This window comes from Stenotrophomonas sp. 86428_Sma (assembly GCF_056481585.1).
Window position 1 is genome coordinate 4,103,740 of the sequence record NZ_CM151156.1, and the last position, 25,849, is coordinate 4,129,588.

General features: G+C 67.7%; 22 protein-coding genes and 1 pseudogene. 14 read left to right on the top strand and 9 right to left on the bottom strand.

Annotation, left to right across the window (positions count from 1 at the left end; translation table 11 throughout):
* The first annotated feature begins 30 nt into the window (after positions 1 to 30).
* From ilvG to leuB, 8 genes are all read left to right on the top strand, one after another.
* Positions 31 to 1,767, top strand: coding sequence for an acetolactate synthase 2 catalytic subunit (gene ilvG / locus ACZK3J_RS18865; protein WP_478476169.1), 1,737 nt, complete (start codon positions 31 to 33; stop codon positions 1,765 to 1,767).
* Complete coding sequence (locus ACZK3J_RS18870; RefSeq protein ID WP_014038403.1) at positions 1,751 to 2,002, top strand: ACT domain-containing protein; 252 nt, start codon at positions 1,751 to 1,753, stop codon at positions 2,000 to 2,002. Before ilvG ends, ACZK3J_RS18870 begins: the two co-directional genes overlap by 17 nt.
* Before the next feature lie 96 nt (positions 2,003 to 2,098).
* Positions 2,099 to 3,190 carry a threonine dehydratase gene (locus ACZK3J_RS18875; protein ID WP_049462521.1) on the top strand — a complete coding sequence of 364 codons (1,092 nt, stop codon included), beginning with the start codon at positions 2,099 to 2,101 and terminating at the stop codon, positions 3,188 to 3,190.
* Positions 3,187 to 4,773 (top strand): 2-isopropylmalate synthase, encoded by a 1,587-nt coding sequence (locus ACZK3J_RS18880; RefSeq protein ID WP_049462523.1) that lies wholly within the window; start codon positions 3,187 to 3,189, stop codon positions 4,771 to 4,773. The genes ACZK3J_RS18875 and ACZK3J_RS18880 overlap by 4 nt, the downstream gene beginning before the upstream one ends.
* Positions 4,774 to 4,783: 10 nt before the next feature.
* Positions 4,784 to 5,563: a class I SAM-dependent methyltransferase gene (locus ACZK3J_RS18885; RefSeq protein WP_049462526.1), complete on the top strand. Its 780-nt coding sequence runs from the start codon at positions 4,784 to 4,786 to the stop codon at positions 5,561 to 5,563.
* Positions 5,564 to 5,623: 60 nt separating this feature from the next.
* Complete coding sequence (gene leuC, locus ACZK3J_RS18890; protein ID WP_049462528.1) at positions 5,624 to 7,042, top strand: 3-isopropylmalate dehydratase large subunit; 1,419 nt, start codon at positions 5,624 to 5,626, stop codon at positions 7,040 to 7,042.
* Positions 7,042 to 7,620 (top strand): 3-isopropylmalate dehydratase small subunit, encoded by a 579-nt coding sequence (gene leuD / locus ACZK3J_RS18895; protein ID WP_006390726.1) that lies wholly within the window; start codon positions 7,042 to 7,044, stop codon positions 7,618 to 7,620. Before leuC ends, leuD begins: the two co-directional genes overlap by 1 nt.
* Positions 7,610 to 8,671, top strand: coding sequence for a 3-isopropylmalate dehydrogenase (leuB, locus tag ACZK3J_RS18900; protein WP_049462530.1), 1,062 nt, complete (start codon positions 7,610 to 7,612; stop codon positions 8,669 to 8,671). The genes leuD and leuB overlap by 11 nt, the downstream gene beginning before the upstream one ends.
* 164 nt (positions 8,672 to 8,835) lie before the next feature.
* Here the strand turns inward: leuB and ACZK3J_RS18905 are convergent, their stop codons facing one another.
* Complete coding sequence (locus tag ACZK3J_RS18905; protein WP_478476170.1) at positions 8,836 to 9,609, bottom strand: SDR family oxidoreductase; 774 nt, start codon at positions 9,607 to 9,609, stop codon at positions 8,836 to 8,838.
* Between the two features lie 117 nt (positions 9,610 to 9,726).
* Here ACZK3J_RS18905 and ACZK3J_RS18910 point away from each other — a divergent pair, with 117 nt between their 5' ends.
* Both ACZK3J_RS18910 and ACZK3J_RS18915 read left to right on the top strand, forming a co-directional pair.
* Positions 9,727 to 10,632, top strand: coding sequence for a LysR family transcriptional regulator (locus ACZK3J_RS18910; RefSeq protein WP_032129092.1), 906 nt, complete (start codon positions 9,727 to 9,729; stop codon positions 10,630 to 10,632).
* A 119-nt stretch (positions 10,633 to 10,751) separates the two neighbouring features.
* Positions 10,752 to 10,895: pseudogene (locus ACZK3J_RS18915) on the top strand (LysR family transcriptional regulator); the annotation flags it as partial.
* A gap of 235 nt (positions 10,896 to 11,130) precedes the next feature.
* Here the strand turns inward: ACZK3J_RS18915 and ACZK3J_RS18920 are convergent.
* On the bottom strand, positions 11,131 to 14,292 hold the full coding sequence (locus ACZK3J_RS18920; protein ID WP_100437662.1) for an efflux RND transporter permease subunit: 3,162 nt from the start codon (positions 14,290 to 14,292) through the stop codon (positions 11,131 to 11,133).
* 4 nt (positions 14,293 to 14,296) lie between these two features.
* On the bottom strand, positions 14,297 to 15,427 hold the full coding sequence (locus ACZK3J_RS18925) for an efflux RND transporter periplasmic adaptor subunit (protein WP_032129094.1): 1,131 nt from the start codon (positions 15,425 to 15,427) through the stop codon (positions 14,297 to 14,299).
* 119 nt (positions 15,428 to 15,546) lie between these two features.
* On the opposite strand from ACZK3J_RS18925, the gene ACZK3J_RS18930 reads away from it, so the two are divergent.
* The 3 genes from ACZK3J_RS18930 to ACZK3J_RS18940 all read left to right on the top strand — a co-directional run bounded on the left by ACZK3J_RS18930 (position 15,547) and on the right by ACZK3J_RS18940 (position 18,386).
* The gene (locus tag ACZK3J_RS18930; RefSeq protein WP_049398377.1) at positions 15,547 to 16,227 is read left to right on the top strand and encodes a TetR/AcrR family transcriptional regulator; all 681 of its coding nucleotides are present in this window, start codon (positions 15,547 to 15,549) and stop codon (positions 16,225 to 16,227) included.
* A gap of 136 nt (positions 16,228 to 16,363) precedes the next feature.
* Positions 16,364 to 17,011, top strand: a complete 648-nt coding sequence (locus ACZK3J_RS18935) for a protein-L-isoaspartate O-methyltransferase family protein (RefSeq protein WP_049460781.1) — start codon at positions 16,364 to 16,366, stop codon at positions 17,009 to 17,011.
* A 16-nt stretch (positions 17,012 to 17,027) separates the two neighbouring features.
* Entirely contained in the window at positions 17,028 to 18,386 is a 1,359-nt protein-coding gene (locus tag ACZK3J_RS18940) for a TolC family outer membrane protein (protein WP_049460783.1), read from the top strand.
* 100 nt (positions 18,387 to 18,486) lie between these two features.
* Here the strand turns inward: ACZK3J_RS18940 and ACZK3J_RS18945 are convergent, their stop codons facing one another.
* The gene (locus ACZK3J_RS18945; protein ID WP_049460785.1) at positions 18,487 to 19,704 is read right to left on the bottom strand and encodes an APC family permease; all 1,218 of its coding nucleotides are present in this window, start codon (positions 19,702 to 19,704) and stop codon (positions 18,487 to 18,489) included.
* Between the two features lie 229 nt (positions 19,705 to 19,933).
* Positions 19,934 to 21,232 (bottom strand): lipid IV(A) 3-deoxy-D-manno-octulosonic acid transferase, encoded by a 1,299-nt coding sequence (waaA, locus tag ACZK3J_RS18950; RefSeq protein WP_049398381.1) that lies wholly within the window; start codon positions 21,230 to 21,232, stop codon positions 19,934 to 19,936.
* Between the two features lie 60 nt (positions 21,233 to 21,292).
* Between waaA and ACZK3J_RS18955 the strand changes: the two genes are divergently transcribed.
* Positions 21,293 to 22,210: an LpxL/LpxP family Kdo(2)-lipid IV(A) lauroyl/palmitoleoyl acyltransferase gene (locus ACZK3J_RS18955; protein ID WP_049398382.1), complete on the top strand. Its 918-nt coding sequence runs from the start codon at positions 21,293 to 21,295 to the stop codon at positions 22,208 to 22,210.
* 146 nt (positions 22,211 to 22,356) lie between these two features.
* Here ACZK3J_RS18955 and ACZK3J_RS18960 read toward each other — a convergent pair whose 3' ends face one another.
* The 4 genes from ACZK3J_RS18960 to ACZK3J_RS18975 all read right to left on the bottom strand — a co-directional run bounded on the left by ACZK3J_RS18960 (position 22,357) and on the right by ACZK3J_RS18975 (position 25,650).
* A complete protein-coding gene (locus tag ACZK3J_RS18960; protein WP_049460787.1) occupies positions 22,357 to 22,806 on the bottom strand; it encodes an REP-associated tyrosine transposase in 450 nt (149 codons plus the stop codon).
* Between the two features lie 203 nt (positions 22,807 to 23,009).
* The gene (locus tag ACZK3J_RS18965) at positions 23,010 to 24,341 is read right to left on the bottom strand and encodes an O-antigen ligase family protein (protein ID WP_049460789.1); all 1,332 of its coding nucleotides are present in this window, start codon (positions 24,339 to 24,341) and stop codon (positions 23,010 to 23,012) included.
* Positions 24,322 to 25,437, bottom strand: coding sequence for a glycosyltransferase (locus ACZK3J_RS18970; protein WP_032129103.1), 1,116 nt, complete (start codon positions 25,435 to 25,437; stop codon positions 24,322 to 24,324). Before ACZK3J_RS18970 ends, ACZK3J_RS18965 begins: the two co-directional genes overlap by 20 nt.
* Before the next feature lie 15 nt (positions 25,438 to 25,452).
* Positions 25,453 to 25,650: a zinc-finger domain-containing protein gene (locus ACZK3J_RS18975; protein ID WP_005410967.1), complete on the bottom strand. Its 198-nt coding sequence runs from the start codon at positions 25,648 to 25,650 to the stop codon at positions 25,453 to 25,455.
* Between the last annotated feature and the right edge of the window lie 199 nt (positions 25,651 to 25,849).

Consider the following 25,849-nt stretch of genomic DNA (forward strand, 5'->3'; position numbering starts at 1 on the left):
CCTCCCCCACCCGCTTTGCAAGGTTCCCCCATGAACTCTTCGACACATCGCAGCGCGCCGCCCAACGGCGCGCGCTGGCTGACCCAGGCGCTGGAGGCCGAAGGCGTCCGCACGCTGTTCGGCTATCCCGGTGGCACCATCATGCCGTTCTACGACGCGCTGGTGGATTCGTCGCTGAAGCACATCCTGGTACGCCATGAGCAGGGCGCGGCGCTGGCCGCCAACGGTTTTGCCCGCGCCAGCAACCAGGTGGGTGTCTGCGTGGCCACCTCCGGCCCGGGCGCCTCCAACCTGGTCACCGGCATTGCCGATGCGATGCTGGATTCGGTACCGATGGTCTGCATCACCGGTCAGGTCGGCACGCCGCTGCTGGGCACCGACGCCTTCCAGGAACTGGATGTGTTCGGCCTGACGATGCCGATCGTCAAGCACAGCTGGCTGGTGCGCAGCGTCGATGACCTGCCGCGCGTGGTCGCCGATGCGTTCCGCATCGCCCGCGAAGGCCGGCCCGGCCCGGTGCTGATCGACCTGCCCAAGGACGTGCAGCTGGCCGATGCCAGTCATCTGCCAGCGCACGTGCCGAGCAGCATCGAGCCGCCGCCTGCGCCGGCCGAAGCGGCCATCGCCGAGGCCATCGCCGCACTGGCAGCCGCCGAAAAGCCGGTGGTCTACGCCGGTGGGGGCATCGCGCTGGGCGACGCGGTGCAGGACCTGCGCGACTTCGTCGAGGCCAGTGCCATCCCCACGGTGATGACCCTGCGTGGGCTGGGCGCACTGCCGGCCAACCACCCGCAGTCGCTGGGCATGCTGGGTATGCACGGTACCCGCGCGGCCAACATGGCGGTGCAGGAAAGCGACCTGCTGCTGGTGCTGGGTGCGCGCTTCGATGACCGTGCCACCGGCAAGCTGGCCGAGTTCGCACCGTTCGCCCGCGTCGTCCACATCGACGCCGACGCCTACGAGATCTCCAAGCTGCGCAGCGCCGACGTCGCCGTGCCCGGCAACGTCGGCCATGCCATCCGCGCCCTGCGTGCGGCCTTCCCCTCCCCCAAGGCCCACCAGGACGCATGGCGCAAGCGCTGTGCACAGCATCGCGATCGTTTCGCCGCACGCTACGACGCGCCGGGCCAGCACATCTACGCACCGGCCCTGCTGAAGCGCCTGAGTGAGCTGGCACCGGCCGATGCGGTGATCGCCTGCGATGTCGGCCAGCACCAGATGTGGGTCGCCCAGCACTGCCGTTTCAACCACCCGCGCAATCATCTGACCAGTGGCGCGCTGGGCACCATGGGCTTCGGCCTGCCGGCCGCGATGGGTGCGCAGTTCGCATGCCCCGAGCGCACCGTGGTGCTGGTCTCCGGCGACGGCAGCTTCATGATGAACGTGCAGGAGCTGGCCACCATCGCGCGTTGCCGCCTGCCGGTGAAGATCGTGCTGCTGGACAACAGTTCGCTGGGCATGGTGCGGCAGTGGCAGGAGCTGTTCTTCGCCGAGCGTTACAGCGAGATCGACCTGTCCGACAACCCGGACTTCGTGGCACTGGCACAGGTGTTCGGCATCGCCGCCACCCGCATCGACAACCGCGACGACGTGGAAGGCGGCCTGGCCGCACTGCTGGCCGAACCAGGCCCGGCGCTGCTGCACGTGGCCATCGATGCACGCGCCAACGTGTGGCCGCTGGTGCCGCCGAACACCGCCAACAGCACGATGCTGGAAAGCAACCCCGCCCATGCCCGCCAGGAGAGCCCCAATGCAATACCGGCTTGACCTGGTGCTGCACCCGGCCGAAGGCGCGCTGCTGCGCGTGATCGGCATGGCCGAACGCCGTGGCTTCGCGCCGCGTGCGATCAGTGGTGCGCCGGTGGCCGCCGACGATGGCCGCTGGCACCTGCAGCTGGTGGTGGATGGCCAGCGTCCGGCGGAAACGCTGTGCCGGCAGATCGAGAAGATCTACGACTGCGTGTCCGTGCAGGTCACCGCCGTGGAAGGAGCATCCGTATGAACACCCGTACCGTAGCGACCACGGTGCCGGTACGGAGGCGTCTTCTTCGCCGCCCGTGCCCGCATGCGGCGGTCTTCTGCACTGCGCTGGTGGCCCATGCCGGCCGCTGACACCAGCCAGGAAAGCGATGTCGGCGACGTAAGCGTCGCCGACGTACTGGCGGCGCAGGCTCGTCTGCGCCGCTTCCTGCCGCCCACCCCGCTGCACCATGCCGAACGCTTCGGTACCTGGCTGAAGCTGGAGAACCTGCAGCGCACCGGTTCCTACAAGGTACGCGGCGCATTGAATGCGCTGCTGGCCGGCCGCGAGCGCGGCGATACCCGGCCAGTGATCTGCGCCTCGGCCGGCAACCATGCCCAGGGCGTGGCGTGGGCGGCCTACCGCCTGGACGTGCCGGCCATCACCGTGATGCCGCATGGCGCGCCCGCCACCAAGATCGCCGGCGTCGCCCACTGGGGCGCGACCGTGCGCCAGCACGGCACCAGCTATGACGAGGCCTACGCCTTCGCGGTCGAACTGGCACAACGCCACGGCTACCGCTTCCTGTCCGCGTTCGACGATGCCGATGTGATCGCCGGCCAGGGCACGGTCGGCATCGAGCTGGCCGCGCACGCGCCGGATGTAGTGATCGTACCGATCGGCGGCGGCGGCCTGGCCTCCGGCGTTGCGTTGGCGCTGAAATCGCAGGGCGTCCGCGTCGTTGGCGCGCAGGTGGAAGGCGTCGATTCGATGGCCCGCGCGATCCACGGTGACGTGCGCGAGATCGCCCCCGTTGCTTCGCTGGCCGACGGCGTGCGGGTGAAGATTCCCGGCTTCCTGACCCGCCGCCTGTGCACCTCGCTGCTGGACGATGTGGTGATCGTGCGCGAAGCCGAACTGCGCGAAACCCTGGTCCGCCTGGCATTGGAAGAACACATCATCGCCGAGGGCGCCGGTGCGCTGGCGCTGGCCGCCGGCCGCCGCGTCGCCGGCCGCCGCAAGTGCGCGGTGGTCTCCGGCGGCAACATCGATGCCGGCGTCCTGGCCGGCCTGCTCACCGACATCCGCCCGCGCCCGCCACGCAAACCACGGCGACGGCGCAGCGAAACACCGCGCTCGCCCGCCAAGGCCAGCGCCATCGCTTCCCCCACCTCTTCCCCTTCCCCCCTGCAAGCCGTCGCACCCGCTGTCGAGGAGATTTCCCTGTGACCACCATCGAACGAATTACCACCCCGCGCATCCGCATCTTCGACACCACCCTGCGTGACGGCGAGCAGTCCCCCGGCTGCAGCATGAGCCCGCCGCAGAAGCTGGTGATGGCGCGTGCGCTGGACGAACTGGGCGTGGACATCATCGAGACCGGCTTCCCGGCCAGCTCGCAGTCCGACCGTGAGGCGATGGCACTGATCGGCCGCGAACTGCGCCGCCCGAGCCTGACCCTGGCGGTGCTGTCGCGCTGCCTGCAGGCCGACATCGAAACCTCCGCACGTGCGCTGGAGGCCGCTGCCAACCCGCGCCTGCACGTGTTCCTGTCGACCAGCCCGCTGCACCGCGAGCACAAGCTGCGGATGACCCGCGAGCAGGTACTGGAGTCGGTACGCAAGCACGTATCGCTGGCCCGGTCCTATATCGACGATGTCGAATTCTCGGCCGAGGATGCCACCCGCACCGAGCTGGACTACCTGATCGAAGTCGCGCGTGTGGCCATCGCTGCCGGCGCCACTACCATCAACCTGCCCGACACCGTCGGCTTCACCACGCCGGAAGAGATCCGCGCGATGTTCCAGCAGGTCATCGCCGGCGTCGCCGACGTGCCGAATGCCGCCAATGTGATCTTCAGCGCGCACTGCCACAACGACCTGGGCCTGGCCGTGGCCAACTCGCTGGCCGCCATCGAAGGCGGTGCACGCCAGGTCGAGTGCACCGTCAACGGCATCGGCGAGCGCGCCGGCAACTGTTCGCTGGAAGAGATCGCGATGGTGCTGAAGGTGCGCCAGGCCTTCTACGAGCAGGACAGTTCGATCAACACCCCGCGCATCGTCGGCACCTCGCAGCTGCTGCAGCGCCTGGTCGGCATGCCGGTACAGCGCAACAAGGCCATCGTCGGTGCCAATGCCTTCGCCCACGAATCGGGCATCCACCAGCATGGCATGCTGCGCCACCGCGGCACCTATGAAATCATGCGTCCGGAAGACGTGGGCTGGGAGGATTCGCAGATGGTGCTGGGCCGCCACAGTGGCCGCGCCGCTGTTGAAGCGCGCCTGCGTGCGCTGGGCTTCTGGCTGGACGAAGACGAACTGAAGCTGGTGTTCGAGCAGTTCAAGGGCCTGTGCGAACAGCAGCGCGTGGTCACCGATGCCGACCTGCAGACGCTGATGCAGGGTGGCTCCAACGCGCAGGGCTATCGCCTGGCGTCGATGACCATCAGCGACGTCGGCAGCCGCGCCAATGCACTGGTCGAACTGTCCGACCCGGACGGCAACCGCGTAGCCGAGACCGCGCAGGGCGATGGCCCGGTCGATGCACTGTTCGGCGCGCTGTCGGCCGCTACCGGCGTGCAGCTGATGCTGGACAGCTACCACGTGCACAGCGTCGGCATCGGCGCCGATGCGCGCGGCGAAGCCAATCTGAGCGTGCGCCACGAGGGCGTGGAGTACGACGGCACCGGCACCAGCAAGGACATCATCGAAGCCTCCGCGCTGGCCTGGCTGGATGTGGCCAACCGCCTGCTGCGCCAGCGCCAGGCTGCCGCCCACAGCAACACCGACGTTGCCACCCCCGCCACCGCCTGAGGACCCCGCCATGAGCGCCTTCGACACCCCCACCCCGGCCAGCGCCGCTGGCCAGCAGTGGAACGCCCAGGATTATGCGATCGACGCCGGCTTCGTGCCGCTGCTCGGCGGCGCGGTATCGCGCCTGCTCGACCCGCGCGCCGGTGAACGCATCCTCGACCTGGGCTGTGGCGATGGCGTGCTCAGCACCGAGCTGGCGCTCAGCGGCGCGCACATCCACGGTGTGGATGCCTCACCGGAACTGGTGATCGCCGCGCGTGCGCGCGGCGTCGATGCGCAGGTGATGGATGGCCACGCGCTGTCGTTCGACAGTGAGTTCGATGCGGTATTCAGCAACGCAGCGCTGCATTGGATGAGCAACCCCGACCGGGTGATGGAAGGTGTGCGCCGCGCACTGCGCCCGGGCGGCCGCTTCGTTGCCGAGTTCGGCGGGCATGGCAACGTGGCCACGATCATCGCGGCGGTGCAGGCTGCACGCGCGGCCCATGGCCACGGCGCCAGCGCATTCCAGTGGTACTTCCCCACTGCCGATGCCTACGCCGACCGCCTGCGCCAGCATGGCTTCCAGGTGCAGCTGATCGAGTGCACGCCGCGCCCGACTGCTCTGCCGACCGGCGTGGCCGGCTGGCTGCGTGTGTTCGCCGCACCGCTGCTGGACGATCTGCCGGCCGAGGCACGCGCCACCGTGCGCGAGGCCGCCACCGTTCTGCTGGCCGAGCTGCCGCGCAACGCCAGCGGCCAGCCGCTGGCCGACTACGTGCGGCTGCGGGTGCTTGCCCGTCGCCGCTGACTTGACCGTTCCGTTTTCTTTACTGATGTTCGCTATTTCGTACTTCTGCCAGGCACACGCATGACTTCCGCACCCCGCACCCTGTACGACAAACTGTGGGACGCCCACGTGGTTGTCCCTGAATCCGACAGCGCGCCCGCCGTGCTGTACATCGACCTGCACCTGATCCACGAGGTCACCTCGCCGCAGGCGTTCACCGAACTGCGTGAGCGCGGCCTGTCGCCGCGCCGCCCGGATCGCACCAAGGCGACGATGGACCACTCCACGCCGACCCTGCCGGCCTCTGCCGACGGCACGCTGCCCTACGCCAGCGCCGCCTCTGAAGCGCAGGTCGCCACGCTGGCACGCAACTGTGCCGAGCACGGCATCGAGCTGTTCGACATGGCCTCGGACAACCGCGGCATCGTCCACGTGATCGCGCCGGAACAGGGCTTTACCCAACCCGGCATGACCGTCGTCTGTGGCGACAGCCACACCTCCACCCATGGTGCGTTCGGTTCGCTGGCGTTCGGCATCGGCACCAGTGAAGTCGGCCACGTGCTGGCCACGCAGTGCCTGCTGCAGCGCAAGGCGAAGACGCTGGCGATCACCGTTGATGGGCCGCTGGCACCCGGCGTTGGCGCCAAGGATGTGGTCCTGCACATCATCGGCGTGATCGGCGTCAATGGTGGCACCGGCCACGTCATCGAGTTCCGTGGCAGCACCATCGAAGCGATGGACATGGAACAGCGCATGACCCTGTGCAACATGTCGATCGAGGCCGGCGCACGCGCCGGTATGGTGGCCCCGGACCAGGTCACCTTCGACTTCGTCGCCGCGACCCCGCGCGGCCCCAAGGGCGCCGACTTCGACGCCGCCGTGGCACGCTGGCAGCAGCTGCGCAGCGATGACGGCGCGCATTTCGACAGCGAAGTGCACATCGACGCTGCCGACATCCGCCCGACCCTGACCTGGGGCACCCATCCGGGCACCGCGATCGCAGTGGATGCGCCGATTCCGGCGGCCAACGATGCCGCCGCACAGAAAGGCCTGGACTACATGCATTTCCAGGCCGGCAAGGCGCTGGCCGGTACACCCGTGGACGTGGTGTTCGTCGGCTCATGCACCAACGGCCGGTTGAGCGACATGCGCGAGGTCGCACAGGTCCTGCGCGGCCGTCGTGTCGCTGACCGGGTGCGCATGCTGGTGGTGCCCGGTTCGGAAATCGTCAAGCGCGAGGCCGAGGCCGAAGGCATCCATGAGATCGTGCGCGCGGCCGGCGCCGAATGGCGCGAGCCGGGCTGTTCGATGTGCATCGCCATGAACGGCGATCTGGTCGCTCCCGGCCAGCTGGCCGTGAGCACCAGCAACCGCAATTTCGAAGGCCGCCAGGGCCCCGGTTCGCGCACGCTGCTGGCTTCGCCGATGAGCGCCGCCTGGGCCGCGGTGAACGGGCACGTCGCCGATACCCGCGAACTGTTCGCACAGGAGGTGGCGTGATGGCCGGTTTCCGTACCCTGACCTCGTCCAGCGTGGTACTGGCGCAGACCAACATCGACACCGACCAGATCATCCCGGCGCGGTTCCTGTCCACCACCGAACGTGCCGGCCTCGGCCGCAACGCGTTCAATGACTGGCGCTGGCAGGCCGACGGTTCCCCGGTGGCCGACTTCGCCTTCAACCAGCCACACAACGCCGGCCGCAGCATCCTGCTGGCGGGCCGCAACTTCGGCTGCGGTTCCTCGCGCGAGCATGCACCATGGGCGCTGACCGACCTCGGCCTGCGTGCCATCGTCAGCAGCGAGATCGCCGACATCTTCCGCGGCAACTCGCTGAAGAACGGCCTGCTGCCGATCGTGCTGGACGAGGCCGATGTGCAGGCGCTGATGCAGCGCCCGGACGACGAGCTGACCATCGACGTGGCCGCGCGCGAACTGCGCACGCCAGATGGTCGCGTCTATTCCTTCCCGCTGGATGGCTTCTCGCAGACCTGCCTGCTGGAAGGTGTCGACCAGTTGGGGTATCTGTTGGGCCGTGTCCCTGAAATCGAACGCTACGAGAGTGAGCATGCACGCTGAAATTGTTGTCCTGCCCGGTGATGGCATTGGCCCGGAAGTGGCCGCCGCGGCAGTCGCCGTCCTGAAGGCCGTCGCCGAACGCTTCAACCACACCTTCACCTTCAGCGAGCACGACATCGGTGGCGTCGCCATCGATCGCCATGGCGAGCCACTGCCCGCCTCTACGTTGACCGCCTGCCAGGCCGCCAACGCCGTACTGCTGGGTGCAGTCGGCGGCCCGAAGTGGTCCGACCCGAATGCCAAGGTGCGCCCGGAGCAGGGCCTGCTGGCGATCCGCAAGGCGCTGGGCCTGTATGCCAACCTGCGCCCGGTGCGTACCCATGAAGCCGCCCTGCACGCCTCGCCGATCAAGGCCGAGCTGCTGCAGGGGGTGGACTTCGTGGTGGTGCGCGAGCTGACCGGCGGCATTTACTTCGGCGACAAGACCCGCGACGCCGACAGCGCCAGCGATCTGTGCCGCTACACCGTAGCCGAGATCGAGCGCGTGCTGCGCAGTGCGTTCCGTCTGGCGCAACAGCGTCGCGGCAAGGTCACCTCGGTGGACAAGGCCAATGTGCTGGAAACCTCGCGCCTGTGGCGTGACGTGGCCGCGCGCATCGGCCGCGAGGAGTTCCCGGACGTTGCGCTGGAGCACCAGCTGGTCGATTCAATGGCGATGCACCTGCTGGCCAAGCCGCGCGAGTACGACGTGATCGTCACCGAGAACATGTTCGGCGACATCCTCACCGATGAGGCGTCGATGCTGGCCGGCTCGCTGGGCCTGCTGCCCTCGGCCTCGCTCGGCGAACCCGGTGCGGTCGGCATCTACGAGCCGATCCATGGTTCGGCCCCGGACATCGCCGGCAAGGGCATCGCCAATCCGTACGCGACGATCTTCAGCGCCGCGATGCTGCTGCGCCATTCGCTGGGGCTGGAAGCGGAAGCCGCCGAGGTGGAAGCCGCCGTGCACGCCGTGCTGGACGATGGCGTGTTCACCGCCGATCTGGCGGCGAAGGGCCAGGCCGTCAGCACCGCTGCCGCCACCGACGCGGTGCTGGCCAAACTCAACTGATCCGATAGCGCCACGCCATGCGTGGCGCCCCTCCCTTTGGACATTGTGCGCAGCCACCCATGGGGTGGCTCTACTGTAGATCCACGCCATGCGTGGATGCGCCATCCGTGCCAACCAAGGTTGGCACCCACCACCGCAGTAGAGCCACGCCCTGCGTGGCTGCTTTACTTGGTGGTGTAACCGCCATTGACGAGGATGGTCTGCCCAGTCATCCACCAGCCATCGGTCACGAGGAAGCGGATCCACGGCACGATGTCGGCGATGTCGGTCAGGCCGGTGCGGGTGAAAGGCGACAGTGCCGCCGCGGTCTTGTGGTACGCCTGCGCATCGGCACTCTCGGCCGGATAGAAGAACGGCGTGTCCATCGGACCGGGGCCGATCGCGGTCACCGAGATGCCACGCTCACCGAACTCCTTGGACGCCGCGCGGGTGAAATGCTCGACCGGTGCCTTGGTGCCGGCATAGCTTGAATAGAACGGCGTGAACGCACCCAGCAACGAGGTGACCAGAGTGCAGATGCGGCCGCCGTCGTTGACGTGGCGGCCGGCCTCCCTCAGGAAGAAGAAGGCAGCCTTGGCATTGACCGCGCTCATCTCGTCGTACTCGGCTTCGCTGATCTCCAGCATCGGCTTCTTCAGCACTTTGCCGACGGTATTGATGGCGATGTCCGGCCGGCCGACTGCAGCCACGGCATCGGCGAACAAGCGCTCCATCGCTGCGGCCGAAATCAGGTCGCCCTGCAGCGCCACCGCCTTGCTGCCAGCGGCCTGCACGGCGGCGACCGTTGCTTCCGCATCAGCCTGGGTGGCGGCACTGTTGTAGTGGATGACGATGGCTTTGGCGCCCTGGCTGGCGAAGTCGCGGGCGATCAGTCCGCCCAGGTTCTTGGCGCCACCGGCGATCAGCACGGTCTTGCCCTTGAGGGAATGGTCGGTCATGGCGTTTGTCTCAGGAGGGGGCTGCCCGGGGTGGCAACCCTGCCCTGACGACGATATCGTGCAGAAAATGCGGATAAAGCCCGCCACATTGACTTAACTTTCCAGAGTAGGCGAACAATGGACCGGATCGATCGCTTCCGCATCTTCACCCGGGTGGTGGAATGCGCCAGCTTCACCCGCGCCGCCGACCAGCTCGGCCTGCCCCGCTCCACCGTTTCCGCGGCGGTGGCCGAGCTGGAGCAGCGGCTCGGCACCCGCCTGCTGCAGCGCTCGACCCGGCGGGTCTCCACCACCCACGACGGCGACGTGTTCCATGCCCGCTGCCTGCGCCTGATCGCCGAAGTTGAAGACGCCGAATCGCTGTTCCGGCAAGACGATGCGCAGCCGGTGGGCCTGCTGAAGATCGATGTGCCCAGCCGGATCGGCCGCCGCATCCTCGCCCCGGCCCTGCCCGACTTCTTCGCGCGCCATCCGCAGGTTGAAGTGGACCTGGGCATGACCGACCGCGCGGTGAACCTGATCGAAGACGGCTGTGATGCGGTGCTGCGGGTCGGCCAGCTGGGTGACTCCAGCCTGGTGGCCCGCATGCTGGGACAGCTCGACTTCGTCAACGTCGCCGCGCCGGCCTACCTGCGCGAACACGGCGTACCGCAGCATCCTGCCGACCTGCAGCAGCACCGCGCGGTGAACTACGCATCGCCGACCACGGCGCGGGTGGAACCGTGGGAATGGCAGGACGGTGGCCAGCTGCGCACGCTGCCGATGCCTGGCTGGGTACGGGTAAACAGCGCCGAGGCCTCGATCGCGTGCTGCGTGGCGGGGCTCGGCCTGCTGCAGATTCCGCGCTACGACGTGCAGGCCGAACTGCAATCCGGTGCGCTGGTGGAAGTGATGCCACAGCACGTGGCGCAACCGCTGCCGGTGACCCTGTTGCAACCGCATCGGCAGCACCGCGCGCAACGCGTGCAGGTGTTCATCGAATGGCTGCTGCCGGTGCTGCGGAGCGGCCTGCAGCTGCAGTAAATCCACGCCATGCGTGGATGCATGCCGCGCAGATCAGTAGATCCACGCCATGCGTGGATGACTGATCCTGGTCCTCCGCAGCCACCCATGGGGTGGCTCTACTGCAGAAACTACCAACCTTGGTGGAAGTGATGCCACAGCACGTGGCGCAACCGCTGCCGGTGACCCTGTTGCAGCCGCATCGGCAGCACCGCGCGCAACGCGTGCAGGTGTTCATTGAATGGCTGCTGCCAGCGCTGCGGAGCGGCCTGCAGCTGCGGTAAATCCACGCCATGCGTGGATGCGTGCATCAGTGCCAACCAAGGTTGGCACCTACCAGGGCCAAGACCCGCTGCGGTTAATCCACGCCATGCTTGGATGCGTGCAACAGTGCCAACCAAGGTTGGCACCTACCAGGGCCAAGACCCGCTGCGGTAGATCCACGCCATGCGTGGATGCGCGCAACAGTGCCAACCAAGGTTGGCACCTACCAGGGCAGTGGCCGCCGAACCCGGGGCGTTACGCCCCGGATTCGTCCGGCTTGACCCGGAACCACGCGGCGTACAGCGCCGGCAGGAACACCAGGGTCAGCACCGTGCCCACGATCAGGCCACCCATGATCGAAATCGCCATCGAGCCATAGAACGCACTGCGCGAGAGCGGAATCATCGCCAGCACAGCCGCCAGCGCGGTCAGCACGATCGGGCGGAAGCGGCGCACCGTGGCATCGATGATCGAATGCCAGCGGTCATGCCCGGCATCGATGTCCTGCTGGATCTGGTCGATCAGGATCACCGAGTTGCGCATGATCATGCCGGCCAGTGCAATCGTGCCCAGCAGCGCCACGAAGCCGAACGGGGCGCGGAACAGCAGCAGGAACAGGGTCGCACCGATGATGCCCAGCGGCGCGGTCACCAGCACCATCGCCGCACGCGAGAAGCTGCGCAGCTGCAGCATCAGCAGCGTGGCCACCACCACCAGGAACAGCGGCATGCCGGCCTTGATCGAGTTCTGGCCACGTGCCGAATCCTCCACGGTACCGCCGGTTTCCAGCAGGTAGCCATTCGGCAGCTCGGCACGGATGCCATCCAGCGTCGGCAGGATCTGATGCACCACGTCCAGTGGCTGCATGCCATCACTGATGTCGGCGCGCACGGTCACCGTCGGCAGACGGTTACGGTGCCAGATGATGCCATCCTCGAAGCCGTACTCCATCGTCGCCACCTGCGACAGCGTGATGCTGCCGCCGTTGGCGGTCGGCATCGACAGGCTCGACAGCAGCTCCAGCTGGTTGCGTTCATCGGCCGGCCCGCGCAGCAGCATCTCGATCTGGCGGTTGCCTTCGCGATACACGCTCACCGACTGCCCGGCCAGCGAGCTGGACAGGAACTGGCTGACCTGGGCACTGCTCACACCCAGCGCGCGCGCACGCTCCTGGTCGATCACCAACCGCACCACCTTGCTCGGCTCGCTCCAGTCCAGGTTGACGTTCATCACGTGCGGGTTCTCACGCACCTTGGCCTCGACCTGTCGTGCGATCGCCTGCACCTTCTCGATGTGCTCGCCGGAAATACGCATCTGCACCGGATAGCCGACTGGTGGGCCGTTCTCCAGGCGGGTCACGCGCATCTGCACGTCCGGGAACTTCGGGATCACCTCATGCAGCAGCCAGTCACGGGTGCTTTCGCGCGACTTGATGTCCTTGGCCAGCACCACGAACTGGGCGAAGTTGGTGGCCGGCAGCTGCTGGTCCAGCGGCAGGTAGAAGCGCGGCGAACCGGTGCCCACGTAGGACACGTAGTTGGCGATGCCATCGCGGTTGGACAGCAGCTTCTCCAGCTTCTCGGCCTGGGCCTGGGTCGAGCGCAACGACGCACCCTCGGCCAGCTCGATGTCCACCATCAGTTCCGGCCGGGTCGAATCCGGGAAGAACTGCTGCGGCACGAAGCGGAACATCATCAGCGAGAACACGAACAGGGCGATGGTCGCGGCGATCACCCACCAGCGGTGGCGCAGGCAGCCATCGAGGAAGCGACGGAAGCTGCGATAGAACGGGCGCTGGTACGGATCATGGTCGTGCCCGTGCTGCGGCGGCGCGATCAGGTTGGCCAGCGCCGGATAGCGGTCGGCCCACTGCTGGCGCTTGGCCAGCCAGCGCGCGGACAGGCTGCCCGGCTTCGGCGGCTGCGGATTGAACAGGTCCGGCAGCATCTTGTCGCCCAGGTACGGGATGAACAGCACCGCGGCAATCCACGACACCACCAGTGCGATAGTCACCACCTGGAACAGCGAGCGGGTGTACTCACCCGTGCTCGATGCCGCCGTGGCGATCGGCAGGAAGCCGGCCGCCGTGATCAGCGTACCGGTCAGCATCGGGAACGCGGTCGACTCCCAGGCGAAACTGGCCGCACGCAGGCGGTCGTAGCCCTGCTCCATCTTGGTGGCCATCATCTCCACCGCGATGATCGCATCGTCCACCAGCAGGCCCAGCGCCAGCACCAGCGCGCCCAGCGAGATCTTGTGCAGGCCGATGTCGAAGTAGTGCATGACGAAGAAGGTCATCGCCAGCACCAGCGGAATGGTCACGCCCACCACCAGGCCGGTGCGCAGGCCCAGCGAGAAGAAGCTGACCAGCAGCACGATCACCACCGCTTCGGTCAGCACCTGCACGAACTCGCCGACCGACTCCTCCACCGATTGCGGCTGGTCGGACACCTTGCGCAGCTGCATGCCGGCCGGCAGGGTCTTCTGCAGGCGTTCGAACTCGGCATCAAGGTTGGCGCCAAGCTTGAGAATGTCACCGCCGTCCTTCATTGCCACGGCCAGGCCGATCGCCTCCTCGCCCATGAAGCGCATCTTCGGCGACGCCGGGTCGGCGAAGCCGCGCTTGACCTCGGCGATGTCGCCCAGGTGCACGGTGCGGTCGCCAGCGCGGATCGGGAACTGGCGGATGGCGTCGATGTCGTTGAACTGGCCGGTCACGCGCAGCTGCACGCGGTCGGTGGCGGTCTCGAAGAAGCTGGTGCCGGTGACCGCGTTCTGGTCGGCCAGTGCCTGCTGCACCTGCTGCATCGACACACCCAGCGTGGCCAGGCGGGTGTTGGACAGCTCGATCCACACCTTCTCGTCCTGCAGGCCGACCAGGTCGATCTTGCCGACGTCGGGCACGCGCTGCAGCTCCAGCTGGATACGGTCGGCGTAATCACGCATCACCGCGTAGTCGAAGCCCTTGCCGGTCAACGCATAGATGTTGCCGTAGGTATCACCGAACTCATCATTGAAGAACGGACCGACGATTTCACGCGGCAGTGTCGGGCGGATGTCCCCCACACGCTTGCGCACCTGGTACCAGAGGTCGGGGATCTGCTTGGACCGCAGGCTGTCGCGCGCCATGAAGATGATCTGCGACTCGCCCGGCCGAGAATACGAGCGGATGAACTCGTACTCGCCGGTATTCATCAGCGCCTTCTCGAGCGGCTCGGTCACCTGCCGCGAGACCTGTTCGGCGGTAGCGCCCGGCCACAGCGTGCGCACCACCATCGCCTTGAAGGTGAACGGCGGATCCTCGGACTGGCCCAGATGCTTGTACGACCACGCGCCGATCAGCGCGAACGCCAGCATCGCGAACAGCACCAGGGGTCGGTTGGCCAGCGCCCACTCGGAGAGATTGAAGCGGCGCACCGGCTTACTCCTTGGCCTTGGCGGCTGCGGCCGGCGCGGCCGGCTTCAGCACCGGACGGTTCTGCCGGTCCACGGCGATCACCGGCTGACCGGCACGCAGCAGATGGCCACCAGCAGCAACCACCCAGTCACCTGCGCTCACGCCGGACAGCACCGGCACGGTCTCACTGCCAAACGCACCGGTGGTGACCGCTGCAGCCTTCAGCGTGCTGTTGGCCGGGTCGACCAGCCACACGCTGGCGGTACCGTTGGCACCGCGCTGCAGCGCGCCCAGCGGCAGCTGCAGGGTGCCGTGGCGGCCGGCGCTGCTGTAGACGCGTGCGCTCTGGCCCAGTTCGACATCGGCCAGCGCATCGGCGGCCAGGCTGACCCGGGTCGCGTAGGTACGTGCCTGCGGATCGGCGGCGGCGGCGATCTCGCGGATCGTGCCCGGCAGGCGCTGGCCAGGACGGTTCCACAGCTCCACCTCGACCGGCTGGCCCACCGCATAGTCGCGGATGGTGGCCTCGGGCAGGTCGATCAGCACTTCGCGCCCGCCATCGGCGGCCAGGTTGAAGATGGTCTGGCCGGCCGACACCACCTGCCCGGCCTCGGCCTCGCGGCTGGCGATCACGCCGTCGGCCGGTGCGCGCAGCTGGGCGTAATCGGCCTGGTTGCGCAGCACATCGAGGTTGGCGCGGGCGGCGTTGGCCTGGCCCTGCGCGGCCTTGAAGGCGGCGGACTGCTGGTCCAGCTGCGAGCGGCTGACCAGTTGCTGGTCGGCCAGCACCTGGTAGCGCTTGAGGTCATCGCGGGCACGTACCAGATCGGCTTCGGCCGCAGCCAGCTGCGCCTGCGAGGCGCGGGCCTGCAGCGCGAAGTCGGCCACGTCCAGCTCGGCCAGCACATCGCCCTTCTTGACCCGCTGCCCGGCATCGACATGGCGCTTGACCAGGTTGCCACCGACGCGGAACGACAGCGGGCTTTCCTGCCGGGCACGCACCGTGCCCGGGAACGCCGCCGGGGCCTGCCCGGCCTGTTCGCCGGGGTGAACCACCAGCACCGGTACGGCCGCCTGTGGCGCCTGTTCCTGTCCCGAACAGGCTGCCAGCGCAGCCACCCACACCATACCGCCCATCCAGCGCACGATCTTCATCGGTCAACGTCCTGAAAACGCAGGGTTGCAACTAAGGGGGGAGCCGCGACTGCCGGCCCAATTTAATAAACCGGCCGGTATAGTATAAATATCGAACCGCTTGGTCTAGTATTGTCGCGATGAGTTCTCCCACTTCCCGCAAGCCGTCGGCCAAGCCCGCTGCCAAGGCCGCCGGACCCGGGCGTCCCAAGGACCTCGGCAAGCGCGCGGCGATCCTTGAAGCAGCCAAGGCACTGTTCATCGAACAGGGCTATACCGGCGTGAGCATGGACACCATCGCCGCTCAGGCCGGCGTCTCGAAGCTGACTGTGTACAGCCACTTCGGCGACAAGGAAACCCTGTTCTCCGAGGCCGTGCAGTCAAAATGCATTGAAATGCTGCCTGACGCGCTGTTCGTGGCCGACGCGGACGGCCCCCTGCGCGACCAGCTGATCGGCATCGGCCTGGCCTTCTTCGAGCTGATCACCTCCGACGCAGCGATCTCGATCCAGCGCATGATGATGGCGCCGGAGACCGACGAACGCCTGCGCGAGCTGTTCTGGCAGGCCGGCCCGGAACGTACCTGCGAGGCCCTGGCCGATTTCCTGCGCGCGCGCGGCGAACGCGGCGAACTGGACATCCCCGACTATTACCTGGCTGGCCAGCAGTTCCTGACCCTGGTCAAGGGCGAAGTGCACATGCATATGATGTGCGGCATGCCACTGTCACCGGTGGAGTGCGACCCTCTTGCCCATGTGACCGCCAGCATCGACTTCTTCCTGCGCGCCTATGCGCCGCGAGGGGCCGGGACGGCCGGATAACCAAAACTGAACGAACCGGAGGTCGCGATGACTTCCGGCACTGCGACCCCGGCCACCCGGCAGCTGATGCTCTGGGCGCGCCGCCGGCCTCCGGCACCGGTAAAATGGCCGGCCCACTGCGCTGGATTTGAACCTCATGACGATTGATTACGCCCACGCCCGCGAACTGATGGTGGAACAGCAGATCCGTCCCTGGGACGTGCTGGACATCAAGGTGCTCGACGTCCTGGCCCGCCTGCCGCGCGAGGCCTTTGTCGCCGATGCACACCGGGCACTGGCCTATGCCGATGTTGAACTCCCGATCGGCCATGGCCAGAAGATGATGAAGCCGGTCATCGAGGGCCGTACCCTGCAGGCACTGGATCTGCAGCCGGGTGACGAAGTGCTGGAAATCGGCACCGGCAGCGGCTTCCTGGCAGCCTGCATCGGCGCGCTGGCGCGCGACGTGCTGAGCCTGGAGATCGACCCGGAACTGGCCGCCGCCGCGCGTGCCCGCCTGGACGCTTCCGGCCTGGGCACCAACGTCCGCGTGGAAGTGGCCGACGCCCTGTCCTGGCAGACCGAACGCCGCTTTGACGTGATCTGTGTCACTGGTGCGGTCGACGTGGTGCCGTCACAGTTCGCCTCGTGGCTGCGTCCGGGTGGTCGCCTGTTCGTGATCCATGGCCGTTCGCCGGCGATGGAGGCCCTGCTGGTCACGGCCGACGGCAGCACCGAGTCCCTGTTCGAGACCGATATCGATTACCTGCGTGGTGCCGCCCCGGCCCCCCAGTTCCACCTCTGAGTCCAAGGAAGCCGCAATGATCCGCCGATCCCTCGCTGTTGCGCTGGCCACTGCCCTGCTGCCGTTGTCCGCCCATGCCGCCGACCTGCTGCAGGTCTACGAAATGGCGCGCAATGGCGATCCGCAGCTGTCCGCCGCCGAATCCACCCGGCTGTACGACAAGGAAGGCGCCGTGCAGGCCCGCGCTGCCCTGCTGCCGCAGATCAACGGCCAGGCCACGCTGAACCGCTCGCGCAGCGAGGCGGACCATGACGCCAACTCCGGCACCGTGACCAGCAAGCGCCGCAACTACACGATCGAAGGGAGCCAGACGCTGTTCAACTGGACCCAGATCAACAACCTGCGTTCGCAGCGCGAGCTGAGCAAGGCGGCGGACTTCACCCTCGATTCGGCCAACGACAGCCTGATCGTGCGCACCTCGGCGGCCTACTTCAACGTGCTGGTGGCGATCGAATCGCTGAACGCCGCACAGACCAATGAAGCGGCCGCGAAGAAGCAGTTCGACTTCGCCGACAAGCGCCTGGAAGTGGGCCTGGCGCCGATCACCGACGTGCACGAAGCACGCGCCCAGTACGACCAGGCGCGTGCCAACACCATCGTTGCGCAGAACACCCTGGCCGATAACTACCAGGCCCTGACCGAACTGACCGGCCAGCCGGTGGTCAACCTGCGCGGCCTGCCGGCGGACTTCCGCCCGGAAGTGCCGGCCAACCGTGGCAACATCGATGAGCTGGTGCACCAGGCCACCAACCAGAATCCGGCGCTGAAGGCCCAGGAACTGAAGGTCAGCGCCGCCGAGGCTGGCGTGCAGGCCGCTCGTGGCGGCCATTACCCGACCCTGTCGCTGGGCGGAAGCTGGGGCAAGAGCGCAACCTGGGGTGACAGCACCGGTGCCGGCTCGTTGTCGCCGGATGCACGCACCAACAGCATCGGGCTGACCCTGAGCGTGCCGATCTTCGCCGGTGGCGCCACCCAGTCCGGCGTCCGCCAGGCACTGGCCCAGCGTGACATCGCCCAGGATGGCTACGAGCAGCAGAAGCGTGCCCTGGACCGCAACACCCGCAATGCCTACCAGACCCTGGTACAGGGCATCAGCGAAGTGGAAGCCCGCCGCCTGGCGGTGGTCTCGGCGCAGAGCGCGTACGACGCGTCGCAGGTCGGCCTGGAAGTCGGTACCCGTACCGTGCTGGACGTGATCCAGAACCAGCGCATCCTGTTCTCGGCGCAGCTGGATTATGCACAGGCCCGCTACACCTTCCTGCAGAACCGCTTGCTGCTGAGCCAGTCGCTGGGTGCGCTGGACGTGGCCGAGCTGCAGGACGTGAACCGCCTGCTGACCCAGGACGCGGGCAACCCGTCGACGACCACGCACTGAGTCGTCGCCCTGCCGGCAACGAAGAAGCCACCCGCGAGGGTGGCTTTTTTGTGGGCAGCGCGTACGGCCCCACCCAGGCATGGCGCAGATCCGCCGGCCGTCAGCCCGGCCACGCGCCTGCCCGCTCCACTGCGGCCAGCACGCACAGCGCCGCGGCCAGGGGCGCAAGCACCATCGCAGCCCCCGGCATAGGCGCGCGCACACGCAGTGCTGCCAGGCACAAAGCCGCCATCACCAGCAGGGTGGCCGGGCCCGGCAGCACCGGCAATGCATCGACGGGTGTTCCCAACGCCAGCAGCGCCGCCAGCACCACGGTGACTGGTATCAGCCGCGTCCGGAACCCGGGCGCTTCATCCGCGGCCACAGGCCAGAGCTGCGCTGCCAGATGTGTGGCCAACGACAACAGCACCAGCAACAGTGCTGCCAACCCGGCCATGCCCGCCAGCGGCAGCAACGGCAGCAGCCACTGCAACTGCGGATGGCCCTGCAATGCCACCGACAACGGCCGCGTACTGGCCAATGCCGGGAACTCGACCAGGCCGGCCTGCAACGCCGCCAGCACGATCAGCAGCAGCATTGCCAGCAGCAGCGCGGCCGCCAGCAGCCCTGGTGACCGCGCACGCACCTGCGGGCCACGCCCAGGAAACCCCAATGCCAGACCCACACTGGCAAACACCGCCAGCAAGGGCACGCTTGCCGCCAGCACCCCGCCGGGTCCAAACCGATAGGGCGCGGTGGCGTCCGGCAGCCACGGGATCCAGTTCGCGTAGTGCACGTGGCGGACCGCCAGCGCCAGCAGCAACAGCCCTACACCGATCTTCGCCGTCAACAGCACGCAGACCATCAGCGCGATGCGACGCGGAGGCAGCAACACGAACGCACCCAGCACCAGCAGGCTGGTGACGGCCATCACCGGATCCGGCAATGCGCTGCCGGTTTCAATACCGCGACTGGCAAACACCGCACGCGCGTGGCCCGCCATGGACTGCGCCACGCCGGCGCTGGTCACCACCAGCTCCAGCAGCAGCACAGCACCCAGCAGGCGCGCGACTGCCGTGCCCCAGGCGGCCCGCAGCGGGCCGTACAGGCCATCGGCTTCCGGCTGCTGCTGGTTCAGCTCGTGCAGGCAATACAGCATCGGCGCTGTGCCCAGTGCGGCCAGCAGCAGACTCAGTACGATGGCCGGGCCGGCCTGGGCGGCGGTGTACTGGCCGACCAGGGCGATCACGCTGCCCCCCAGCACCAGGGTCAACGCCACCAACGCGAAGTGATCCATTCCCAGCAGCGCGTGCCGGCCACGGCGGTTGTCGCTGTCCATCGCAAGCCCTCTTGATTCCGCCCATGCGCGGTCGACAGCAGGCTGGCAGCCTGCGCCAAAGGGCGGTATCAGAATCCGTACCGTGCGCATCGCGATGTGACCACAAACACGTTCGCAGCCACGCATCCGGTCCTGCTGCGACAGGAATCCGGTTGCTAAGCAGAATTGATGCAGTCGATCACGTCAGTCGGTCCACGTAGTGTCCGCCCTGGCGGTGTTGCTGCCCGGCTCAGCTGCGCGGCGGCGGCAGATGTGGCGCGACCAGCGCCAACGTGCGCTGCAGGGCACCGCGGCCATTGCTGACCAGCGTGCATCCAGCACGGGCCATGTCCTCGCGCGCCGCTGCGTCGCCCAGCAGGTGCTGCAGCAGGTCACCTACCGCCTGCACGTCCTCGCCGATCAGCAAGGCACCGGCCTCACGCATGCGCCGTGAGATCTCGGCGAAGTTGTGCAGGTGCGGACCGGTCACAGCGGCAGTGCCCATCGCCGCCGGTTCCAGCAGATTGTGGCCACCGATCGGCTGCAGGCTGCCGCCGACGAAGGCGACCTGCGCGCAGGCATAGAACGGCATCAGCTCGCCCAGGGTGTCGATGACGAATACATCCGTGCCGGCCTCCGGCCATTGCTTCGCGCGACGGGTCGTCACGTTCCAGCCCTGCTCGCGCGCCAGCGCCTCCACCTTCGGGAAGCGCTCGGGGTGCCGCGGCGCCCACAGCAACAACAGGTCGGGGTGCTGCTGGCGCAGGCGCCGATGCAGGTCGATCACCGCCTGCTCCTCACCATCGTGGGTACTGGCCGCGATCCACACCGGGCGCCCGGCGGGCACGCAGGCGTGGAACTGCTCGACGAAGCCCTGCACATCCGGCGTGGCGATATCGAACTTGAGGTTGCCCAGCGCCTGCACCTGTTCACGCGCAGCACCCAGCTGCACGAAGCGCTCGGCGTCGTCCTGCGACTGCGCGGCCACGCAGGTGACCGTGCGCAGCGCACGGCGGATCAGCGCCGCCAGCACCCGGTAACCGCGCAGCGAACGCGCGGACAGGCGGGCGTTGAGGATGTAGACCGGGATGCGACGGTCGCGGCAGCCGAACAGCATGTTCGGCCACAGCTCGGTTTCCAGGATCAGTGCCAGGCTGGGCTGGAAATGGCCGAGGAAGCGGTTGACACTGCCCGGTACGTCGTACGGCAGATAGACGTGATCCAGCGCGTCTCCCCACAGCGCGCGCACGCGCTCCGAGCCGGTCGGGGTGATGGTGGTGATGACCCAGCGGATGTCCGGACGCTGCTGGCGCAGGGCATTCACCAGCGGCGCGGCGGCATTGACCTCGCCCACCGAGACCGCGTGCAGCCAGACCCGCGGCTGGCCGGTCGGCTGCGGATACGAGGCATAACGCTCGTCCCAGCGCCGGAAGTATTCACGGACCCGGAAACCGCGCCAGACCAGGTGGTACACGGTGATCGGCAGCAGGATGTAGAGCACGGCCGAGTACAGGCCGCGCAGGATCCATTCGACAGGGTCTTTACGCATGCGGCAAGGATACGGGAGCCCCCCGGGAAAGACACGCAGCCGGGTTGGTAGAATGGCGCCATGTCCGATGCCACCACCGCCGTCCGCCCGTCGCTGCGCGATCCCCGCAACTGGCCGATGTTCGCCGCCATGCTCGGCGCCTTCGCCATCGCCCGCCTGCCGTGGATGCTGCAGCGTGCGCTCGGCCGGGGCGTCGGCTGGATCAGCTGGCGCCTGCTCGGCAGCCGCCGTCGCGCCGCCGAGGTCAACCTGCAGCTGTGCTTCCCGGAGAAGGACGAAGCCTGGCGCCAGCGCCTGGTGCGCGACAGCTTCGACGCGCTGGGCGTGGGCGTGCTCGAGTGCATCCGCGCCTGGTGGGGCAGCATCGACCGCATCCGCCCGCAGGTGAAGATCGAAGGCCTCGAGCATCTGCGGCAGATGCAGGCCGAAGGCCGCGGCGTGCTGCTGGTCTCCGGCCACTTCATGACCCTGGAGATGTGCGGCCGCCTGCTGTGCGACTACGTTGACCTGTCTGGCATGTACCGCAAGCACAAGAACCCGGTGTACGAATGGGCGGTGAAGTTTGGCCGCCTGCGTTATGCCAAGGCGATGTTCGCCAACGAGGACATCCGCGCGACCGTGCGCCACCTGAAGAAGGGCGGCTTCCTCTGGTATGCGCCGGATCAGGACATGCGTGGCAAGGACACCGTGTTCGTGCCGTTCTTCGGCCATACCGCATCCACCATTACCGCCACCCACCAGCTGGCGCGGATGACCGGCTGCGCGGTGATTCCGTACTTCCACCGCCGCGAGGGCGGGAAGTACTTCCTGAAGATCGGCGCACCGCTGGAGAATTTCCCCAGCGAGGATGTGGAAGCCGATACCACGCGGGTCAACCAGGCCATCGAAGAAATGGTGCGCGAAGCCCCGGACCAGTACCTGTGGATCCATCGGCGGTTCAAGCGCCAGCCCGGCGGCCGGAGCGATTTCTACAAGTAGCGGTGGGAGGGATGGCTTCATCCACGCATGGCGTGGATCTACTGCCTTGTGCGGCTTCATCCGCGTATGGCGTGGATTCAATGACGTGGGGCATTCTGAAGTAGATCCACGCCATGCGTGGATGCTCTTCGATTCCGTGCCGGGATTCACAACGGCCAGCGGCACCAGGCGTACGGGTACTCCCCCACCACGCACGCCAAGCCCGCACGGACCGGATTGGCCAGGATGTACATCGCCTTTTCGTGAAGGGATTCATCGCTGCGTACGGCGTGATCGTGGTAACCGTGCTGCCACAGCGACCCTCGCCGCTCCAATCGCCGATTCAGCAGCCGGCTGCTGCGTGATTTGAGCAGGGCCATGCACTCGGCCAGGGTTCCCCCGCGCAATTCCATCAACCAGTGCAGATGGTCGGGCATCACCACCCAGGTGAAGCTGTGGCTCACCCCCTTGCGCTCTACGAAGCGCAGTGCCTCAACCAGAATCGCTACGTTGGAAGCATCGGCAAAGAAGGGTTCACGATCGAGGGTTACCGTAGTCAATGAATAGACGTTACCGGTGCAGGAGTAACGACCGTAGCGGAGTCTTGGGCTGGCCATGGCCTCAGCGTGCGATACACACGGAGGCACGGCTAGTGGAGGTTGGCGCGTGTTTGCGTCGGTAAAGCCCCATCCACGCATGGCGTGGATCTACTACGGCGACGTTCGTTCGGTGACCGCCCCATGCACGCCATGGCGTGGATCCACCATGGGGACGTTTGTTCGGTACGTGGAGTAGAGCCACGCCATGCGTGGATGGGCGATCACACCACCGTCGGCGTGTCATCCGTTTCGCGGGCCAACAGGCTGCCGGCGAACAACGCGGCCAACAGCACGGTCAGGCCACCCCAGAACGCGGAATAGAACGCCAGGTGCGTGTTAAGCGGGAACACGGTGACCGCCAGCGCCAGCATCGCAGGGCGCGCGCGGTCACGGGCCGCGGGCGGTGCGAAACGCCAGGCGCGCCACGCCTGGGCGACGGCGGCCAGCCACAACAGCAGGCCCAGCACGCCGGTTTCGGCAAGGATTTCCAGCACGATCTGATGGGCATGCAACGCCGGGGCATCGCCCCACACCGCCGGTTCGTCGCCAGACACGCAGGCCGGATAGGCATCGCGGAAACCGCGCGCGCCGACCCCGTTGATCGGGTGCTCTTCAATCATGCAGGCCGCGGCGTCCCAGATCCGCGCGCGCCCCGACAACGCCTCGTCGACACCGCGTTCGCTCCCCTCCCAGGCCATCGCCGTACGTGCGAAGCGCTCACGCAGCTGCGGCACGCTGGCGGTCAGCACACCCGCTCCGAGCACAGCGACCAGCCCCAGCAGCACCAACCGCTTCCAGCCGAACTGGCGCACGCCGCTGTAGGCCAGCACCAGCGCGAAGGTGATCCACGACGCGCGCGAGCCGGCCAGCAGCAGCACGCAGCCCAGCGCCGCCGCAGCCAGGACCCACCCTGGATTGCCGAAGCGGCGCGCCAGCGGCAGCAACAGGAACGGTGAAAGGCTGGCCAGCACCTGGCCGAACTTCAGGTTGCACGGCCCCAGCGCGCCACTGAGGCGATCGACCCATGCTGCCTCGCTGGCCGGGCACAACGCGTGACCGCTTACTGCAAACTTCAGTTGCTCAAGTGACCAGAACCACGGACTGGTACCCACGACCGCCTGCACCAGTGCATCCAGCGTCCACGCAGCGGTAATCAATGCGAGGCCACCGAAGGTCAGCCGCCGGCGTTCCGGCGTGGCCACGGCGATCGCCACCAGCCACATGAAGGGCAGATAGCGCAGGCCGGCGGCCGCCTTGGTCCACGACGCCGCCGGATCGATCGCATCGAAGGCGGAGAACGCCTGCGGCAGCCAGTAACCGAGGAACAGGATCGAGGTCAGCGCCCACGCGGCGGGTGTCAGCAGGTGCGGGCGGCGCTGCAGGCGGCGCATGATCATGCGCACCGCGGCATACAGCGCGCCAAGACCCAGCACGGTTTCGGCGATGCCCGGCAACGGCCACAGCGCCACGTACGCCAGCACCCACCAGGGCGCCCAGCGCCCGGCGCGGTCCTCGCGCACGAGGGTTGCGGGGTCAGCCGGCGAGGTCGGCATAGAGGCGGAGGGTGTCGCGCTGCATGGCCTGCAGGGTAAACGGGATGCGGGTCGGCAAGGACGGCGGCTGCGCCAGCAGGGCCAGCGCACGTTCACCCAGCGCCCGTGCATCGCCCAGCGGCACGGCGCCGGCCGGCTGCAGCTGCTGCAGCAGTTCGCCGACGCCGCCATGGTCCCAGCCCAGTACCGGGCGACCGACCGACAACGCTTCTACCACGGTGCGGCCGAACGCTTCGGGCTTGTCCGACAGCTGCAGGACCAGATCGCTGGCCGCATAGGCCTGGGCGATGCGCGCGGTCGGCGTGCTGATCTGCACGGCGTCGGTCACGCCCAAAGCAGCCGCCTGCCGGCGCAGGTCGGCCACGTAGGCTTCACGGCCGGGTTCATCGGTGCCCAGCATCCACAGCTGTGCCGGCACACCGGCCGCGCGCACATCCGCCAGCAACTGCAGCGCATGAGCATGCCCCTTCAGCCGGGTGCCCCGCCCCGGCAGCAGCAGCAGCGGGCCCTCAACCTGCGCCAGCCACGGGTAATCGGCTGCCAGCGCCAGTCGTGGCCGACGGTCGGCGCGGGCCACGCGGGGAAACTGTGCGACATCGACGCCGCGCGGAATCACCTGCAGCCTCGCTTCGGGAACCGTGGGGTAGTGCCGCTGCACATAGTCGCGCACGGTATTGGACACGCAGATCACGCGTTCACCGCTGGTCATCACCGCGCTGTAGCGGCTGGGCGAGTTCAACCCGTGCACGGTGGTCACCCAATGCGGGCGCTGTGCGGCAGGCATCGCGCGGATCGCGTACAGGCCCAGCCAGGCCGGCAGCCGCGAACGGGCATGCACGATGTCGGCGCCAACTTCAGCGAACAGGCGGCGCAGGGTCGGCAGGTGGCGCAGGGTCAGCAGCGATTTGCGGCCGATATCAAGGGTGAGGTGCTCGGCACCGCTATCGAGCAGCGGCTGCACCAGGCGGCCACCGGCGGAGACCACCAGCGCACGATGGCCGGCAGCGACCAGGGCCGCAGCAATTTCCAGGGTCGAGCGCTCGACACCGCCGGAGTGCAGCGCCGGCAGCAACTGCACCACGGTCAATCGGCGCATCGAAGGGGCGGCCGCTTAGTCGGCCAGCACGAACACGGAACCGCAGTACGGGCACTGCGCTTCGCCGTTGGGCTCGTCTTCGATCGGCAGGTACACGCGCGGATGCGAGTTCCACAGCGCCATTTCCGGGGTCGGGCAGCTCAGCGGCAGATCGCTGCGGTGCACGGTGTAGCGCTTCTCGGCGTTGGCGGGCGCGGTGGCGGTATGGCTCATGGCGGATGTCGATGAACGGGTTGCGAGGCCTGTGATTCTAGCATCTGGGCCGCCCCGACATTGCGCCGCAACGGGTCTTTGCGCGTACCGGGCCGATTCCCTGCGGCCCTGCATGCCACCTCGGGACGGGGTGCCGGTGGAAATTCCCGATCGATCCTGCAGGTTCACGCCGAAAATCCGCCGACAACAATATTTCCCG

Coding starts and splice junctions, on each gene's coding strand:
- ilvG (WP_478476169.1), top strand. CDS start 31: ATGAACTCTTCGACACATCGCAGCGCGCCGCCCAACGGCGCGCGCTGG.
- ACZK3J_RS18870 (WP_014038403.1), top strand. CDS start 1,751: ATGCAATACCGGCTTGACCTGGTGCTGCACCCGGCCGAAGGCGCGCTG.
- ACZK3J_RS18875 (WP_049462521.1), top strand. CDS start 2,099: ATGCCGGCCGCTGACACCAGCCAGGAAAGCGATGTCGGCGACGTAAGC.
- ACZK3J_RS18885 (WP_049462526.1), top strand. CDS start 4,784: ATGAGCGCCTTCGACACCCCCACCCCGGCCAGCGCCGCTGGCCAGCAG.
- leuC (WP_049462528.1), top strand. CDS start 5,624: ATGACTTCCGCACCCCGCACCCTGTACGACAAACTGTGGGACGCCCAC.
- leuD (WP_006390726.1), top strand. CDS start 7,042: ATGGCCGGTTTCCGTACCCTGACCTCGTCCAGCGTGGTACTGGCGCAG.
- leuB (WP_049462530.1), top strand. CDS start 7,610: ATGCACGCTGAAATTGTTGTCCTGCCCGGTGATGGCATTGGCCCGGAA.
- ACZK3J_RS18905 (WP_478476170.1), bottom strand. CDS start 9,609: ATGACCGACCATTCCCTCAAGGGCAAGACCGTGCTGATCGCCGGTGGC.
- ACZK3J_RS18910 (WP_032129092.1), top strand. CDS start 9,727: ATGGACCGGATCGATCGCTTCCGCATCTTCACCCGGGTGGTGGAATGC.
- ACZK3J_RS18925 (WP_032129094.1), bottom strand. CDS start 15,427: ATGAAGATCGTGCGCTGGATGGGCGGTATGGTGTGGGTGGCTGCGCTG.
- ACZK3J_RS18930 (WP_049398377.1), top strand. CDS start 15,547: ATGAGTTCTCCCACTTCCCGCAAGCCGTCGGCCAAGCCCGCTGCCAAG.
- ACZK3J_RS18935 (WP_049460781.1), top strand. CDS start 16,364: ATGACGATTGATTACGCCCACGCCCGCGAACTGATGGTGGAACAGCAG.
- ACZK3J_RS18940 (WP_049460783.1), top strand. CDS start 17,028: ATGATCCGCCGATCCCTCGCTGTTGCGCTGGCCACTGCCCTGCTGCCG.
- ACZK3J_RS18945 (WP_049460785.1), bottom strand. CDS start 19,704: ATGGACAGCGACAACCGCCGTGGCCGGCACGCGCTGCTGGGAATGGAT.
- waaA (WP_049398381.1), bottom strand. CDS start 21,232: ATGCGTAAAGACCCTGTCGAATGGATCCTGCGCGGCCTGTACTCGGCC.
- ACZK3J_RS18955 (WP_049398382.1), top strand. CDS start 21,293: ATGTCCGATGCCACCACCGCCGTCCGCCCGTCGCTGCGCGATCCCCGC.
- ACZK3J_RS18960 (WP_049460787.1), bottom strand. CDS start 22,806: ATGGCCAGCCCAAGACTCCGCTACGGTCGTTACTCCTGCACCGGTAAC.
- ACZK3J_RS18965 (WP_049460789.1), bottom strand. CDS start 24,341: ATGCCGACCTCGCCGGCTGACCCCGCAACCCTCGTGCGCGAGGACCGC.
- ACZK3J_RS18970 (WP_032129103.1), bottom strand. CDS start 25,437: ATGCGCCGATTGACCGTGGTGCAGTTGCTGCCGGCGCTGCACTCCGGC.
- ACZK3J_RS18975 (WP_005410967.1), bottom strand. CDS start 25,650: ATGAGCCATACCGCCACCGCGCCCGCCAACGCCGAGAAGCGCTACACC.